Origin of the sequence: Marivita cryptomonadis (genome assembly GCF_002115725.1) — a bacterium.
Lineage (GTDB): Bacteria > Pseudomonadota > Alphaproteobacteria > Rhodobacterales > Rhodobacteraceae > Marivita > Marivita cryptomonadis.
This window is the reverse complement of record NZ_JFKD01000002.1, coordinates 1-13,222: the sequence shown is the minus strand read 5'-3', so window position 1 is coordinate 13,222 and position 13,222 is coordinate 1. Positions and strand designations below refer to the sequence as shown.

Annotated in this window: 14 protein-coding genes; 7 read left to right on the top strand and 7 right to left on the bottom strand. The window is 56.6% G+C overall.

The features are described from left to right. Position 1 precedes the first annotated feature (1 nt). The 7 genes from cysQ to MCRY_RS01860 all read left to right on the top strand — a co-directional run bounded on the left by cysQ (position 2) and on the right by MCRY_RS01860 (position 8,511). The gene (cysQ, locus tag MCRY_RS01890) at positions 2–799 is read left to right on the top strand and encodes a 3'(2'),5'-bisphosphate nucleotidase CysQ (protein WP_085627788.1); all 798 of its coding nucleotides are present in this window, start codon (positions 2–4) and stop codon (positions 797–799) included. 8 nt (positions 800–807) lie between these two features. After that, complete coding sequence (locus MCRY_RS01885) at positions 808–2,052, top strand: glycosyltransferase family 2 protein (protein WP_085627787.1); 1,245 nt, start codon at positions 808–810, stop codon at positions 2,050–2,052. Between the two features lie 107 nt (positions 2,053–2,159). After that, the gene (galU, locus tag MCRY_RS01880; protein WP_085627786.1) at positions 2,160–3,050 is read left to right on the top strand and encodes a UTP--glucose-1-phosphate uridylyltransferase GalU; all 891 of its coding nucleotides are present in this window, start codon (positions 2,160–2,162) and stop codon (positions 3,048–3,050) included. Positions 3,051–3,099: 49 nt separating this feature from the next. Further along, positions 3,100–4,317: a glycosyltransferase family 4 protein gene (locus MCRY_RS01875; RefSeq protein ID WP_138487769.1), complete on the top strand. Its 1,218-nt coding sequence runs from the start codon at positions 3,100–3,102 to the stop codon at positions 4,315–4,317. 67 nt (positions 4,318–4,384) lie between these two features. Continuing rightward, positions 4,385–5,371 carry a glycosyltransferase family 2 protein gene (locus tag MCRY_RS01870; RefSeq protein ID WP_409643474.1) on the top strand — a complete coding sequence of 329 codons (987 nt, stop codon included), beginning with the start codon at positions 4,385–4,387 and terminating at the stop codon, positions 5,369–5,371. After that, positions 5,368–7,074, top strand: a complete 1,707-nt coding sequence (locus MCRY_RS01865) for a DUF5927 domain-containing protein (RefSeq protein WP_085627783.1) — start codon at positions 5,368–5,370, stop codon at positions 7,072–7,074. Before MCRY_RS01870 ends, MCRY_RS01865 begins: the two co-directional genes overlap by 4 nt. 3 nt (positions 7,075–7,077) lie before the next feature. Further along, positions 7,078–8,511, top strand: coding sequence for a sulfotransferase family 2 domain-containing protein (locus MCRY_RS01860; protein WP_085627782.1), 1,434 nt, complete (start codon positions 7,078–7,080; stop codon positions 8,509–8,511). Between the two features lie 13 nt (positions 8,512–8,524). Here MCRY_RS01860 and MCRY_RS01855 read toward each other — a convergent pair whose 3' ends face one another. The 7 genes from MCRY_RS01855 to MCRY_RS23100 all read right to left on the bottom strand — a co-directional run. Beyond that, a complete protein-coding gene (locus MCRY_RS01855) occupies positions 8,525–8,989 on the bottom strand; it encodes a PTS sugar transporter subunit IIA (protein ID WP_085627781.1) in 465 nt (154 codons plus the stop codon). A gap of 42 nt (positions 8,990–9,031) precedes the next feature. Then, positions 9,032–9,595, bottom strand: coding sequence for a ribosome hibernation-promoting factor, HPF/YfiA family (gene hpf, locus MCRY_RS01850; protein WP_085627780.1), 564 nt, complete (start codon positions 9,593–9,595; stop codon positions 9,032–9,034). Positions 9,596–9,820: 225 nt separating this feature from the next. Continuing rightward, on the bottom strand, positions 9,821–10,579 hold the full coding sequence (gene lptB / locus MCRY_RS01840; protein WP_085627778.1) for an LPS export ABC transporter ATP-binding protein: 759 nt from the start codon (positions 10,577–10,579) through the stop codon (positions 9,821–9,823). Next, complete coding sequence (gene lptA, locus MCRY_RS01835; RefSeq protein WP_085628142.1) at positions 10,579–11,061, bottom strand: lipopolysaccharide transport periplasmic protein LptA; 483 nt, start codon at positions 11,059–11,061, stop codon at positions 10,579–10,581. The genes lptB and lptA overlap by 1 nt, the downstream gene beginning before the upstream one ends. Continuing rightward, complete coding sequence (locus MCRY_RS01830) at positions 11,061–11,654, bottom strand: LPS export ABC transporter periplasmic protein LptC (protein ID WP_085627777.1); 594 nt, start codon at positions 11,652–11,654, stop codon at positions 11,061–11,063. The genes lptA and MCRY_RS01830 overlap by 1 nt, the downstream gene beginning before the upstream one ends. 17 nt (positions 11,655–11,671) lie before the next feature. Beyond that, a complete protein-coding gene (locus MCRY_RS01825) occupies positions 11,672–12,286 on the bottom strand; it encodes a ribonuclease D (RefSeq protein ID WP_085627776.1) in 615 nt (204 codons plus the stop codon). 481 nt (positions 12,287–12,767) lie between these two features. Then, positions 12,768–13,222: hypothetical protein (locus MCRY_RS23100; protein WP_217808227.1), on the bottom strand; the 455-nt coding region annotated here is incomplete at its 5' end.

Here is a 13,222-nt window from a genome sequence, read left to right as displayed (position 1 = left end):
AATGAACTACGAAGAATTGACGCAAACGATGCGTCGCCTTGCGCTCGAAGCCGGTGACACCATCATGCAGATTTACAACGCCGATGATTTCGAAGTCCGCTCCAAATCCGACGACAGCCCGGTCACGGTGGCCGACGAGGCGGCGGATGCGTTGATCTCGGCCGGGTTGCGCGCAACGTTTCCCGACATTGCCCTGATCACGGAAGAACAGGCCGATACGCATGATCTGGACGTGCGCGACTTTTTGATCGTCGATCCCTTGGACGGCACAAAGGAATTCATCAACCGACGCGGTGATTTCACGGTGAACATCGCACTGGTCGAAAACGGTGTGCCGACACGCGGTGTTGTCTATGCGCCCGCCAAGGGCCGATTGTTCTATACCGATGCCAACGGGCAAAGCGTGGAAGAAAGCGGAGCGTTCGACAAGACAACAGCCGGGGCCACAACGCCGATCCATGTCTCGAAGCCCGATCTGGATGCGCTGATGGTCGTTGCCTCGAAATCGCATCGGGATGAGGCGACGGACGATTACATCAACCGCTATTCCGTCAAGGACAGCAAAAGCGCTGGATCGTCGCTCAAATTCTGCCTTGTCGCCACGGGTGAGGCGGATTTCTACCCGCGTTTGGGGCGGACGATGGAGTGGGACACGGCAGCGGGCCATGCTGTTCTGAATGGCGCGGGAGGCCGTGTCTTGCGGCTGGAGGATTTGCAGCCCCTGACCTATGGCAAGCCGGGCTTCGGTAACCCGTTCTTCGTGGCTTCGGCACCGGGCGTCGATCTCGTCCCAGTCTGACCGGTGCCATGCAGCCCCCGGCATTCAGTCTGATCATCGTCAGCCGACATCGGCCAGACTGGTTGCGGCGCTGCCTCAAGGCTGTCGGCCAACTGGATTACCCGCGGTTTGAGACGATTGTGGTCGCCTGCCCAGCAGGTGAAGAGGTGGCTAAAGCGGTGCCGGGCACGCGGGTGATCGGCTTTGATGTGGCCAATATCTCGGCAGCGCGCAATGCAGGGGCCGATGCGGCGTGGGGCGACATCATCGCATTTCTGGACGATGATTCCGTGCCGGAGCCGACATGGCTTGCACATCTTGCGCTCGCCTTTGCCGATCCCGAAGTCGTACAGGTCGGTGGCATCACGCTTGGTCGCAACGGGATCTCGGTTCAGCATGGTGCGGCTTTGGTCGATGACACAGGCCACAGCCACCCGCTTCACATGGCACCCTCAGAGCCGGTCGTCATTCACCCCAAGGACCACTGCCGCCCACGGTTGCATGGAACGAATATGGCGCTGCGGCGTGCCGCCCTATTGGAACATGGTGGTTTTGACACACGCTTTGCGTTCTATCTCGATGAAACCGATCTGAGCTACCGGATCTCTCGGGAGGGGGGCAAAACCGTCTTTCAACCCAAAGCCGTGGTGCATCACGCGAGCGGAGCAAGTCGGTTCAGACAGGCGGACAGGACACCGCGCAACGTTTTCGAAATTGCCGCCTCGGCCGCGGTCTTTCATCTTACGCACAGCCCGACGTCCAAACGCGATGCAGCGCAGGCCGCGTTCCTGTCTGAGCGGCGCAATTGGATTCTGCGTCATATGCAGACTGGCGGTTTACCACCGGACCGGGCATGGGCGTTGATCCGTGACCTTGACGCTGGATATGCGGCGGGGCGCAGCCGTGTCACACGCCAGCCGGTACAATGGAGCATACTCGAACGAGGCGACATCGTACCTACCACCTCGCGTGCAGGCGACCTTTGCCTTGTCACGTCGGGCGGCAACGGCAAGGACATCCATTCCAAGGCAAGGGATCTGGTTGCCCAAGGGAACCGCGTCACTGTCTTGGACTACCAAAGGACTGCGCGTTTTCACCATGTCCGGTTTACGCAAGATGGCGTCTGGCTCCACACGGGCGGGATCTACGGCAAGGAAATGCGGACCGAGCCGATGTTCCAAAAAAGCTCGAAAGAAGAACGGTGGCGTCAGACATTGGATCGATTGGCAGGCATCAGGTCAATTGATCCGCTGAATTTTGTCGATAAGACATAAATTAGACAAAAGTCCTTATTATTTCGTCGTCAAAGCCGTACACTTAGGTGTGCTTATGCATTGTAACGAGTGACGCGCAGTAAGACGCGAAAAGGAGGAGCAGACTGATGCGTAGAAAAGTGACCAAAGCCGTTTTCCCGGTAGCTGGACTTGGAACACGCTTTCTTCCGGCCACGAAATCGGTGCCGAAAGAAATCATGACCCTCGTGGACCGGCCACTGGTGCAGTACGCGATCGACGAAGCGCGCGCTGCCGGGATCAAAGAATTCCTTTTCATTACTTCGCGCGGGAAAAGTGCGCTTGAGGATTATTTCGACGAGTCGCCCCTTCTCGAACGCGAACTGCGCAAGAAGGGTAAGCTGGACATCCTCGAAGATTTGAAGGCCACCAATATGGAAAGCGGCGCCATCGCCTATATGCGCCAGCACAAGGCATTGGGTCTTGGCCATGCCGTTTGGTGCGCACGCCGCCTCATCGGGGATGAGCCCTTTGCCGTCATGCTTCCAGACGACGTGATCTCGGCGGAAAAGCCATGTTTGCAGCAGATGGTCGAAGCCTACGAGGAAACCGGCGGGAATATGGTCGCCGCGATGGAAGTGCCACATGAGAAAACGTCGAGCTACGGCATTCTCGACATCAAGGAAGACATGGGGTCCATGGTTTCGGTCAAGAACATGGTCGAAAAGCCGAACGTGGAAGACGCACCATCCAACCTCGCTGTGATTGGTCGCTATATTCTCGATCCGCAAGTGCTCAAGAACCTCAACAAGCTCAAGACCGGCGCAGGTGGAGAGATCCAGTTGACTGACGCCATCGCGCAAGAGATCGACGGCACCGGAGTTTATGGGTACCGCTTCCGGGGGCAGCGCTTTGACTGCGGCTCCAAGGCGGGCTTCCTGCAGGCAACGGTGGCCTTTGGGTTGGCGCGCGATGAACTCAAGGACGATCTGCGTGGTTTCCTTGAATCGGTGATGCACATCGAAAACGCGGCTGAGTGATCCATGACGCGTCCGCGTCTGGCAAATCGTATCGCGGGGCCGTGTCCCAGTGCCATCCGTTGTCCATAGCCCTGCAGCTGCGCATCTTCTGGATGTCACGCGGACAGTGCGGCGTGCCGGGATGCGTCCGACAGGGATCGACCGGATCGAACGGGCCTATATCGACCACCTGATTGACGATCCGGCCCCTCTTTTCGGCCTCGTCCGCACCAAGCTTGGCTTTCTTTTGCTGGACAAAGACGGGTGCAGCAAACTGCTAAGCCATTGCGATCAGCCGATCTGGACACAGTCAGATCTGCTGTCCCGCTTATCCCGAACACAGGATGCCGCGCGGGCGAATACGGAAACTGGCCTGCGCCGGATCGCGACAGACCGAGCCATACCGTCACGCTTGGCAAAGATGCTGAACCGAAACCTGCCTGAAGGCGCGGTTTTCCTCAATGTCGGGCAAAGCAATTTCAACGACGTGATCGTGCATAGCCTGCGCACCTGCAAAGGGCTTCGCATCGCAGTCTACGTACATGATACGATCCCGCTGGACTGGCCGGAGCTTCAAACTCCAAAATCGCGTCAGGCCTTCAGGGCGTTTTTTGACAGGGTCGATCGCAATGCCGATTTTGTCTTCTGCAATTCATCGGACACCCGCACACGTGTTCTGTCCTATGCCCGCCATCTGACGGCAGATCGGGTCCGCGTTATCCTTCCGGGGCTACCAGATATTCGTGTTGATGCTCCGCCAACCGGGTCTTGGACAGGCAAGCCATACTTTATGGCGATCGGAACGATAGAGCCCCGCAAGAATGTCGGCTTCCTGCTTGACGTTTGGAAAGGGTTTACCGGTGCAACCGATCCGCACCTTGTTCTTTGCGGACGCCGAGGCTGGATGAATGAAGACGTTTTCAATCGGCTGGATCAGTCTCCGTCCAATGTGCACGAGCTTCCCGCCCTGTCCGATCAAGAGATGTGGGGTCTTCTTGAACAGAGTAATGGCTTGCTTTTCCCAAGCCTTGCCGAAGGCTTTGGTTATCCGGCTCTCGAGGCAATCCGACTGGACGTGCCGCTGATTTGCAATCCTTTACCCGTTTTCAAGGAAGTCCTCGGCAACTCACCTATTTACGCAGATGCGTCTGATTGCTACCTTTGGCAGCAAGAAATTAAAAAACTGGCGCACAGACGTCGGGTTCGAAGCGGTGAAAGGTACTTGGTTATGTCTTTAGAGACTCCGACTTGGCAGGAGCATTTCAACCAACTATTCACATCACTTTGATACTGGCGTGTGGCGTGCGACCACAAATACAGGCAGCTGACTCTTGGGAGTGGTGCAAAGATACGGTTTGAGACTTCAGCGCAAACGCTGGAGATTTCGCGCGTTTCGTAAACGCCGCGAGCTGAAACCTGTGTCCAATCGCACGGATCTGATCCGGAAAACAGACATCCTCCTGTTCTGCACCGTGCGCAACGAAGGCGTTCGCCTGCCCTACTTCCTTAAGTATTATCGAGAAATGGGTGTCTCTCATTTCTTTATTGTCGACAATGACAGCACTGACGGCACCGCCGAACTGCTAGCCCAGCAGCCCGACGTGTCTGTTTGGCACAGCCGAAAAAGTTATAAACGGTCCCGGTTCGGCATGGACTGGATGAACTGGCTGCTGCGCCGATATGGCCATGATCACTGGTGTCTGACGGTCGATCCCGACGAATTCTTCGTCTACCCGTTCTGCGACTCGCGTCCCCTGCCAGCCCTGACGGATTGGCTGGACGCGTCCTCGATCCGGTCGTTCAGTGCGATGCTGGTCGACATGTACCCAAAAGGGCGCATCGACGCGGTGCCTTATCAGGCGGGCCAGAACCCGATGGAAATCGCCTCTTGGTTCGATTCCGGGAATTACACGCTGAAACGCAATCACCTTCTGGGGAACCTGTGGATTCAGGGTGGACCCCGCGCACGGGTGTTCTTTGCCGACCGTCCCGAAGCTGCCCCTGCGTTAAACAAGATCCCGCTGGTCAAATGGCACCATCGATACGCCTATGCCAGTTCGACCCACATGCTTTTGCCGCGCGGTCTGAACAAGGTGTACGACGAATGGGGCGGTGAAAAAGCGTCTGGCGTTCTGTTGCACACCAAGTTCATCAGCACGTTCAATGAAAAAGCGATGGAAGAGCTGAAACGCCGCGAACACTACGCGGGCAGCCTTGAATACGTCGCCTATGCGAACGCTCTGCAGGATAATCCCGAGTTGTGGTGCAAGTGGTCAGAGAAATACATCAACTGGCGCCAGCTTGAAATTCTTGGCCTCATGTCGATGGGTAACTGGGCATGAGCATCGGGATCATCATGCTCGCGCACACGGCCCTTCATCGGGCCGAGCAAGTCGCGCGTCACTGGACCAAGGCAGGCTGTCCAGTGGTGATCCATGTTGATCAGGTTGTGTCGCCGAAGCGCTATAAGATTTTCACTGATCGGCTGAGCGATGATCCTTTGGTGCGCTTTTCACGCCGCCATCGCTGCGACTGGGGCACGTGGGGTCTGGTCGCGGCCAGTCAGGACGCCAGCGAACTTATGTTGGCCGAATTCGAAGATGTCAGCCATGTCTACCTCACGTCTGGGTCATGCCTGCCGCTGCGCCCGGTTCAGGAACTGATCGACTATCTCAAGGCGCGGCCGCGCACCGATCACATAGAAAGCGCAACAACAGCGGATGTCCCTTGGACGGTTGGCGGCTTGGACGAAGAACGTTTCACCATGCGGTTCCCGTTCTCATGGCGGCGCAATCGGTATCTGTTTGACCGCTTTGTCGAATTGCAGCGCAAGGTTGGATACAAGCGCAAGATCCCCGATGGTCTGACGCCGCATATGGGCAGCCAGTGGTGGTGCCTCACCCGCCAGACTTTGGCGTCGATCCTCGAAGACCCCAAGCGCAAGGTCTACGACCGCTATTTCCGCCATGTGTGGATCCCCGATGAAAGCTATTTCCAGACGTTGTCGCGGTTGTATTCGACCAACATCGTCAGCCGGTCGCTAACCCTGTCGAAATTCGATTTCCAGGGCAAGCCGCACATCTTTTATGATGATCACCTGCAACTGCTGCGTCGGTCCGACTGCTTCGTTGCGCGCAAAATCTGGCACAACGCCGACCGCCTGTATGAGACGTTCCTGAGCCCCAAACCCGGGGAGTTGAGCCTGCAGGAACCCAACCCCGGCAAGATCGACCGCATCTTCGCCAAGGCGGTGGATCGCAGGACACGCGGACGGCCGGGGCTTTATATGCAAAGCCGCTTCCCCAACGAAGATTGGGAGAACGGTGTCACGGCGGCAAAATATTCTGTGTTCCAAGGGTTCACAGAGCTTTTCACCGATTTTCAACCGTGGCTGGCGCAAGTCACAGGCGCGCGGGTGCATGGGCACCTGTTTGCGCCTGACAGGGCGCATTTCGCCGATGGCCAGACTGTGATGAATGGCGCTTTGTCCGACAACGCGACGCTGCGCGACTACGACACCAAGATGTTCCTGACGAACCTGCTTTGGAACACCCGCGGCGAGCGCCAATGTTTCCAGCTTGGGCCAAGCAGCACGCGTCACGTTGTGTGGGACATCGCCAAGGACCCGAACGCACAGGTTTCTGTCATCAGTGGCGCTTGGGCGATCCCGCTGTTCCAGTCGAACCAGAGCTTTGCCGAATTGCGGCGCGAGGCGGCGCAGTTGCAGAAGATCGAGACCGAGATGCTGGATGCTTTGCGGTCGCCTTATTCGAAATGCCGCAGGCGCATCTGGACGATGGCGGAGTTCATTGAAAGCCCGATGGAAGCGATACAGGTCATCGTGGATGAAATCGGTACGCAACCGCACCGGCGCCTGACCGAAGCGCCCAAAATGGTGGACTTGGCTGGCTTTGGGCAGTTCTTGCAGAACCTCAAGAACCAGGGGATGCACCCTTATCTGATGGGTGACTTCCCTGCCGATCCGATTGCCCAAGGCCCTGCTTTGAACGCACCGCGCCCCCGTCCCTATCTTGTGAAGAAGTAACGCGTGGCTGGTTCGTTTGATCTGTTTGTCGTTTTCGCCGAGATGCGAACAGGATCCAATCTGCTCGAAGATTACCTGAACCAGATCAACGGCGTGACCTGCCACGGAGAAGCGTTCAACCCCAATTTCATCGGCTATCCGAACCGCGATGACATACTTGGCATCACCCACCGGCAGCGCGAAGACAATCCCGACCGCCTTTTGCGGGCAATTCGTGAAAAGACTGATGGGTTGGGTGGGTTCCGCTATTTCCACGACCATGATCCGCGGGTCCTTGCACCAATCCTGTCGGATCCGCGCTGCGCAAAGATCATTCTCACCCGCAATCCGCTGGACAGCTACATCAGTCTCAAGATCGCGCGGGCGACTGATCAATGGAAGCTGACCAACGTCAAGAACCGCAAAGAAGCGCAGGCTCATTTCGATCTGCCTGAATTCGAGCGCCATCTGGGCCGGATACAAAGCTTTCAACTTGAGGTCATGCGCGCATTGCAAGTGACCGGGCAAAGCGCGTTTTATATCGGCTATGACGACCTGCACGATACAGAAGTGCTTAGTGGGCTTGCACATTGGCTTGGGGCGCAGGCCAATCCTGATGTCTTTCAGGCCAACCTCAAGCCACAAAACCCACAGCCTTTGTCGGATAAAGTGGTTAACTACGGCCAGATGGAATTGGCGTTGCGCGCGCTTGACCGGTTTGATCTCACGCGCACACCAAATTTCGAACCGCGACGCGGGCCCGTTGTACCGAGCTATGTTGCCTGTGCCCGCCATCCTCTTCTCTACCTGCCGATCCGTTCGGGGCCGGAAGACAGCGTTACGGCATGGATGGCGGCTCTGGATGGTGCGGGGACCGAACTGGTCACGAATTTCAATCAGAAAAACTTGCGTGGCTGGTTGCAGGACAATCCCGGACATCAGCGCTTCACGGTGCTGCGTCATCCTTTGGCGCGCGCTCATGCGGCCTTTTGCGACAAAATCCTGGACACTGGGCCGGGCAGCTTTGCCAAAATCCGCCAGCAACTGGCACGGTCTCACGGTCTGGACCTGCCAGAGGATGCAAATGACCCCGGCTATGGTCCGTCTGCGCACAAGGCCGCGTTCGAGGGTTTTTTGCGGTTCTTGCGGGCCAATCTGAACGGCCAGACCAGTATCCGTGTCGACGCGCATTGGGCCAGCCAAGTGGCCTGCCTTCAAGGGATGTCAGAGTTTTGTCTTCCCGACCGCCTTTTACGCGAAGACGACCTGCCTGATGCATTGCCGCAGATTGCGGCTCAGCTTGGGGTCACCGCCCCCCCGGAGTTTAACAGCGCACCAGATGCAAACACCCGGCGTTTGTCGCAGATCTACGACCAGTCGCTGGATCAGCTATGCCGCGACGCATATCCGCGTGACTACACGATGTTTGGATTTTCCGACTTCCGCATGCCTGCTTAGGCAGCCGCTCTGCTTACGCCGCCTGGACAGCAGCAGCTTCGGTGATGATGGTGTGCAGCGTGGCCGGATCGGGGTTTGCCCGCAGTTTCGCACAAAAGCTTTGATCCCGCAGAGTACGCGACACAAGGGCCAGAGCTTTGAGATGTTCGACGCCTGCATCTTCGGGTGCGAACAGCGCAAAGATCACATCCACAGGCTGGCGGTCGATCGCTTCGAAATCAATCGGCTTTTCCAGCAGGATGAATACGCCCACGACCGATTCAACCCCATCAAGCCGCGCATGGGGCAAGGCGACGCCATGGCCCACACCGGTGGGGCCAAGGCTTTCGCGTTCGAGCAACGCCTCGACGGCGCGCTGAGCAGAGATGCCATAGGCAGACTCGGCCACGTCGGCGATATCGTGCATCAAGCGCTTCTTGCTGGATGCACTTGTCACCGCCTTGACGGCCTTTGAATTCAAAAGGTCTGCAAATTTCATGTGCTGCTCGTTATTGGGACGCAGGACGCCCGTATATCGGTATTATGGATCAATCCAGCCGATGTTTCCATCTTCGCGGCGATATACGACGTTCACACCGTCCTTTTTGTCATTTCGGAACACCAGAACGGGCAGTCCTGCCAACTCCATCTGCATCACCGCTTCGCCCACAGTCAGGGATGGAATCTTGGTCTCCATCTCGGCGACGATAATGGGCTGCAACGATTCAGGCTCGTCGTCATGTGTATCAACTTCGCTGGCGAGGATATATGAGGATGCCCCAAAGAGTTCAACTGGTTCCGTACGGTCCTTGTGGTGATCCTTCAGACGTCGCTTATAGCGGCGCAGCTGCTTGTCCATCTTTTCGCAACAGGCATCGAAAGCCGCGTAGATTTCTGTCGCATGTGCCTTGGCGGTGGCGTTCAAACCGGTGGACAGATGAACCACTGTCTCACAAACAAACTCGTGGGCGCTCTTGGAGAAGACAACGGTCGCATCCGTCGGACGACCGGCATACTTGCCCAACATCGCGTCCAGTTCGGTCTGCACATGAGTCTGAAGGGCTTCACCTACATCAATCTGTTTGCCGGTTATCTGGTAACGCATAGGATGTCCTTTTTATTGTTTTGGTTCTGCAGCCGAACTGCACCGGCAGGGCCGGGCGACAGGTTCGGAAGCAAAAGGTAGATGGCGTACTGACCGTTGTGTTTCATTGTCCAGCCGGGGTGGCAGGCGGAGCGGAACTTGACGGTCTGAGTGTTCAAACGCCATACGATCATTTCAATCCTGCGCGGGCTTCGTGTCAATGGTTTCCGTAAAATGGCGCGGGAATTATCCGATGCGGAAACTGTCGCCCAGATAGACCCTGCGCACGTTCTCATTACGCACCACTTCATCGGGTGAACCCGACATCAGAACTTTGCCATCATGCAAGATGTAAGCGCGGTCCACGATCTCTAGCGTTTCACGGACGTTGTGATCGGTGATCAGCACACCGATGCCACGTTTTTTGAGGTCGGCAACCAGATGACGGATGTCTCCGACGCTGATCGGGTCCACCCCGGCGAAGGGTTCATCCAGCAGCAGGTACTTGGGATCAGCCGCCAGACAGCGGGCGATCTCGACACGGCGGCGTTCGCCGCCTGACAGCGCCAGCGCAGGCGCGCGACGCAGGTGTTCGATGGAAAATTCGCCCAACAGCTCTTCCAAGCGTTCGCGCCGCTTGTGGCGGTCCGGCTGGCTGATGTCGAGAATGGCGCTGATGTTATCCTCGACGCTCATGCCGCGGAAGATCGACATTTCCTGCGGCAGATACCCGATCCCCATCCGGGCACGGCGGTACATTGGCAGGTAGGTCACGTCCTGTCCGTCGATCAGCACCTGCCCCCCTTCAGGGTTCACCAACCCGGCAATCGCATAGAAGGATGTGGTCTTGCCGCTGCCGTTCGGGCCGAGCAGGGCCACCACCTCGCCGCGACGCACCTCAAGTGACACGTCCCGGATCACGACGCGCTTTTTATAGCTCTTGCGCAGATGCCGGACGATCAGCCCGCTTTCCCCTTTGGTGACAGAGAGGGTCGGGCCCGCCATCAGTTGTCGCCTGATTGGAACACGGTCCGCACCCGACCGTTCATCAGGGCGGTGCCCGCTTCGAGATCGACATCCATACTGTCGGACACCAGCGTGTTCGCGCCCTGCGTCAAGAGCACGTTACCAACCATGCGAATGGTGCCGCGATTGACTTCGTATTCGGCTGTTTCTGCTTCCGCCGCCTGATCGCCATTAACAAGGGTCACTCCGCCGGTTGCCTGGAGCCGTTCAACCCCGCTTTGGTTTTCGGTATAGAACACCAGAACGCGCGGTGCAGACAGGCGCATTTCGCCCTGACCGATGACGACATTGCCCGTAAACAAAGCCGATCCATCATTCTGCGAGACCGACAGCGAATCCGCACTGACCTCAACTGGAAGCGATGTGTCTTGCTGCGCGGTGCCAAAGGCGACCTCTGTCCCCTGCGCCTGCGCGAAACTCGCAACCCCGACCGCAAGTACGGTCATCACTGTTCGGATCATCATTCGGCCCCGTCTTGTTGCGGGATGTATATCAGCTTTACCCCATCCGTGAACAGCAACTGAATGTCCTGCGTGGTTTCATCCTCCTCAACTCGGAGTTTTCCCGCTGACAGGGTCAATCCGGGGCCATCCGCTTCGACATTAGATGTGCTTTCAATGGCAACGCGGTCAATTTCGGCATCAAGGCCTTCGGTACGCACTGTGTATCCAGAACTGCTTTCCAGAGTGACGCCGTCACGAAGCAAAAGGCGGTCGCCCTCTTCCATCTGGCCAAGCGTGGCGTCGATGACGATCCGATTGCCGTCACGCACGTCGATGATCGCCCGCAGGTCATCCGCGATCATGCCCGAGCTTTCAGGGTTGCTGAACCGCGCCTGACGGGCGGCCAGAGTCAGACCTTGCCCGTTTTCGGTGGTTCCCGCGTAAAACGGGCCTCCGATCTGTTCAGTTAGCGTCGGGTCCGCCCCACCCGTCAGCAACGGGATCGTCGCTATGGGATCGGGACCACGCGAATACAGAAAGATGGTGGACAACAGCGCAAGTGCACCCAGCGGAAGCAGGATCTTCAGCCAGGCGATCAAGCGCGAATACATATTAAATGACCGCGCGATCAGCTATGGGCGAAAATGTCGGTGTCCGGCCAACCCGCAAGATCAAGCTGTGCACGGGTCGGCAGGAAATCGAAACAGGATTGCGCCAGATCTGCACGATCTTCGCGTTCGAGCATGGCAAGCAAAGCGTCGCGCAGTTTGTGCAGATACAGAACATCCGACGCTGCATAGTCCACCTGTGCTTGGCTCAGGGTCTCGGATCCCCAGTCGCTGGATTGCTGTTGCTTGGAGATATCGATGCCCAGATGTTCCTGTAGCAGAACCTTGAGACCATGACGGTCGGTATACGTTCTGACAAGTCGGCTTGCGATCTTGGTGCAGAACACCGGGGCTGTCACCACACCAAAGGCGTTCTGCATGGCTGCAATATCAAAGCGACCGAAATGGAACAGCTTCAGCACCGTCGGATCCACCAACAGCTTTTCCAGATTGGGAGCCGAGGTTTGACCTTTTTCGATCTGCACCAGATGCGCGGTGCCATCTCCGCTGGACAACTGGACAACACATAGACGATCGCGATGCGGGTGAAGACCCATCGTCTCGCAATCGATTGCAACCTCGGGCCCCAAATCAAGGTCATCGGGAAGGTCACGGAAATGGACAGTGTGGGTCATCACGTTCGATCCTGCTCAGAGAAGTTTGAAGGCAGATAGTCCTTCACCGATTATGGCGCAACCTGCCCAAGCTCGCCGCACTTTCGTCTGATTCTGACTTTTCGGACATGATTCGGGCTCAATCGTGACAAACGCTGTCTAAAGATAGTCTCAATTATACCAAAAGTATTTCAATTTGTTTCACACTGTGATCGTCTGTCACGCTATCACACTGCGCACCAAAATTCTGACCTTTATGTACGAATTTTGAAACAATCGATCACAGAAACTCCAAAGTCAGAGCAAATTGTCAAAGGTGTTAGGCAGTATCCAAAAGGTTATACTTGAGGTCATACGGCTTATCTTTCGATAGCAGGCTATCTTTCGCGACACCTGAAACCGGAAAAGTCGTCATCAATCTTGCACGTGCAGCATTTTTCCACCGCGATCCATCAACAAAACGGATGGGTCAGGGGCTATTCCTCTTCGGTCGATCTATGCCTCAGAAGCGACACGTCAGGAAGGGCTGACATTTTAGGGGGTCGCTGGAAAATGTGATTGATTGCTGGATTTTTTCCAAAACGGACACACTCGCAAAACACGCATAGAGGGAACTTTTTACTGGGAATGCACGAAAAAGTTTCCCCCCGTTCCGAAAGTTGACCAAATTGAGGCATATCGCCATAAAGATACCATGCTTTGGCAGGTCACAATCCTGCCGCATTTTCGTAAGGCACTTGGGGGTTGGTGCTTCCACTTGGGAGTTGCAAAAGGTTCGTCTGCTGAAATCTGCCACATAGCCTGAAAACCTGACCACCGTTCTTCTTGATCGGATCAATCCTGTTCGCAGCATAGCGCGGCGAGCAACCAATATTTTCATGCCTGCGGCACCCAGCATGCGGCCCGAGCAAAGGGTCAACAGGGTGTTCAATGACACTGCACATGCGTCAACCACCC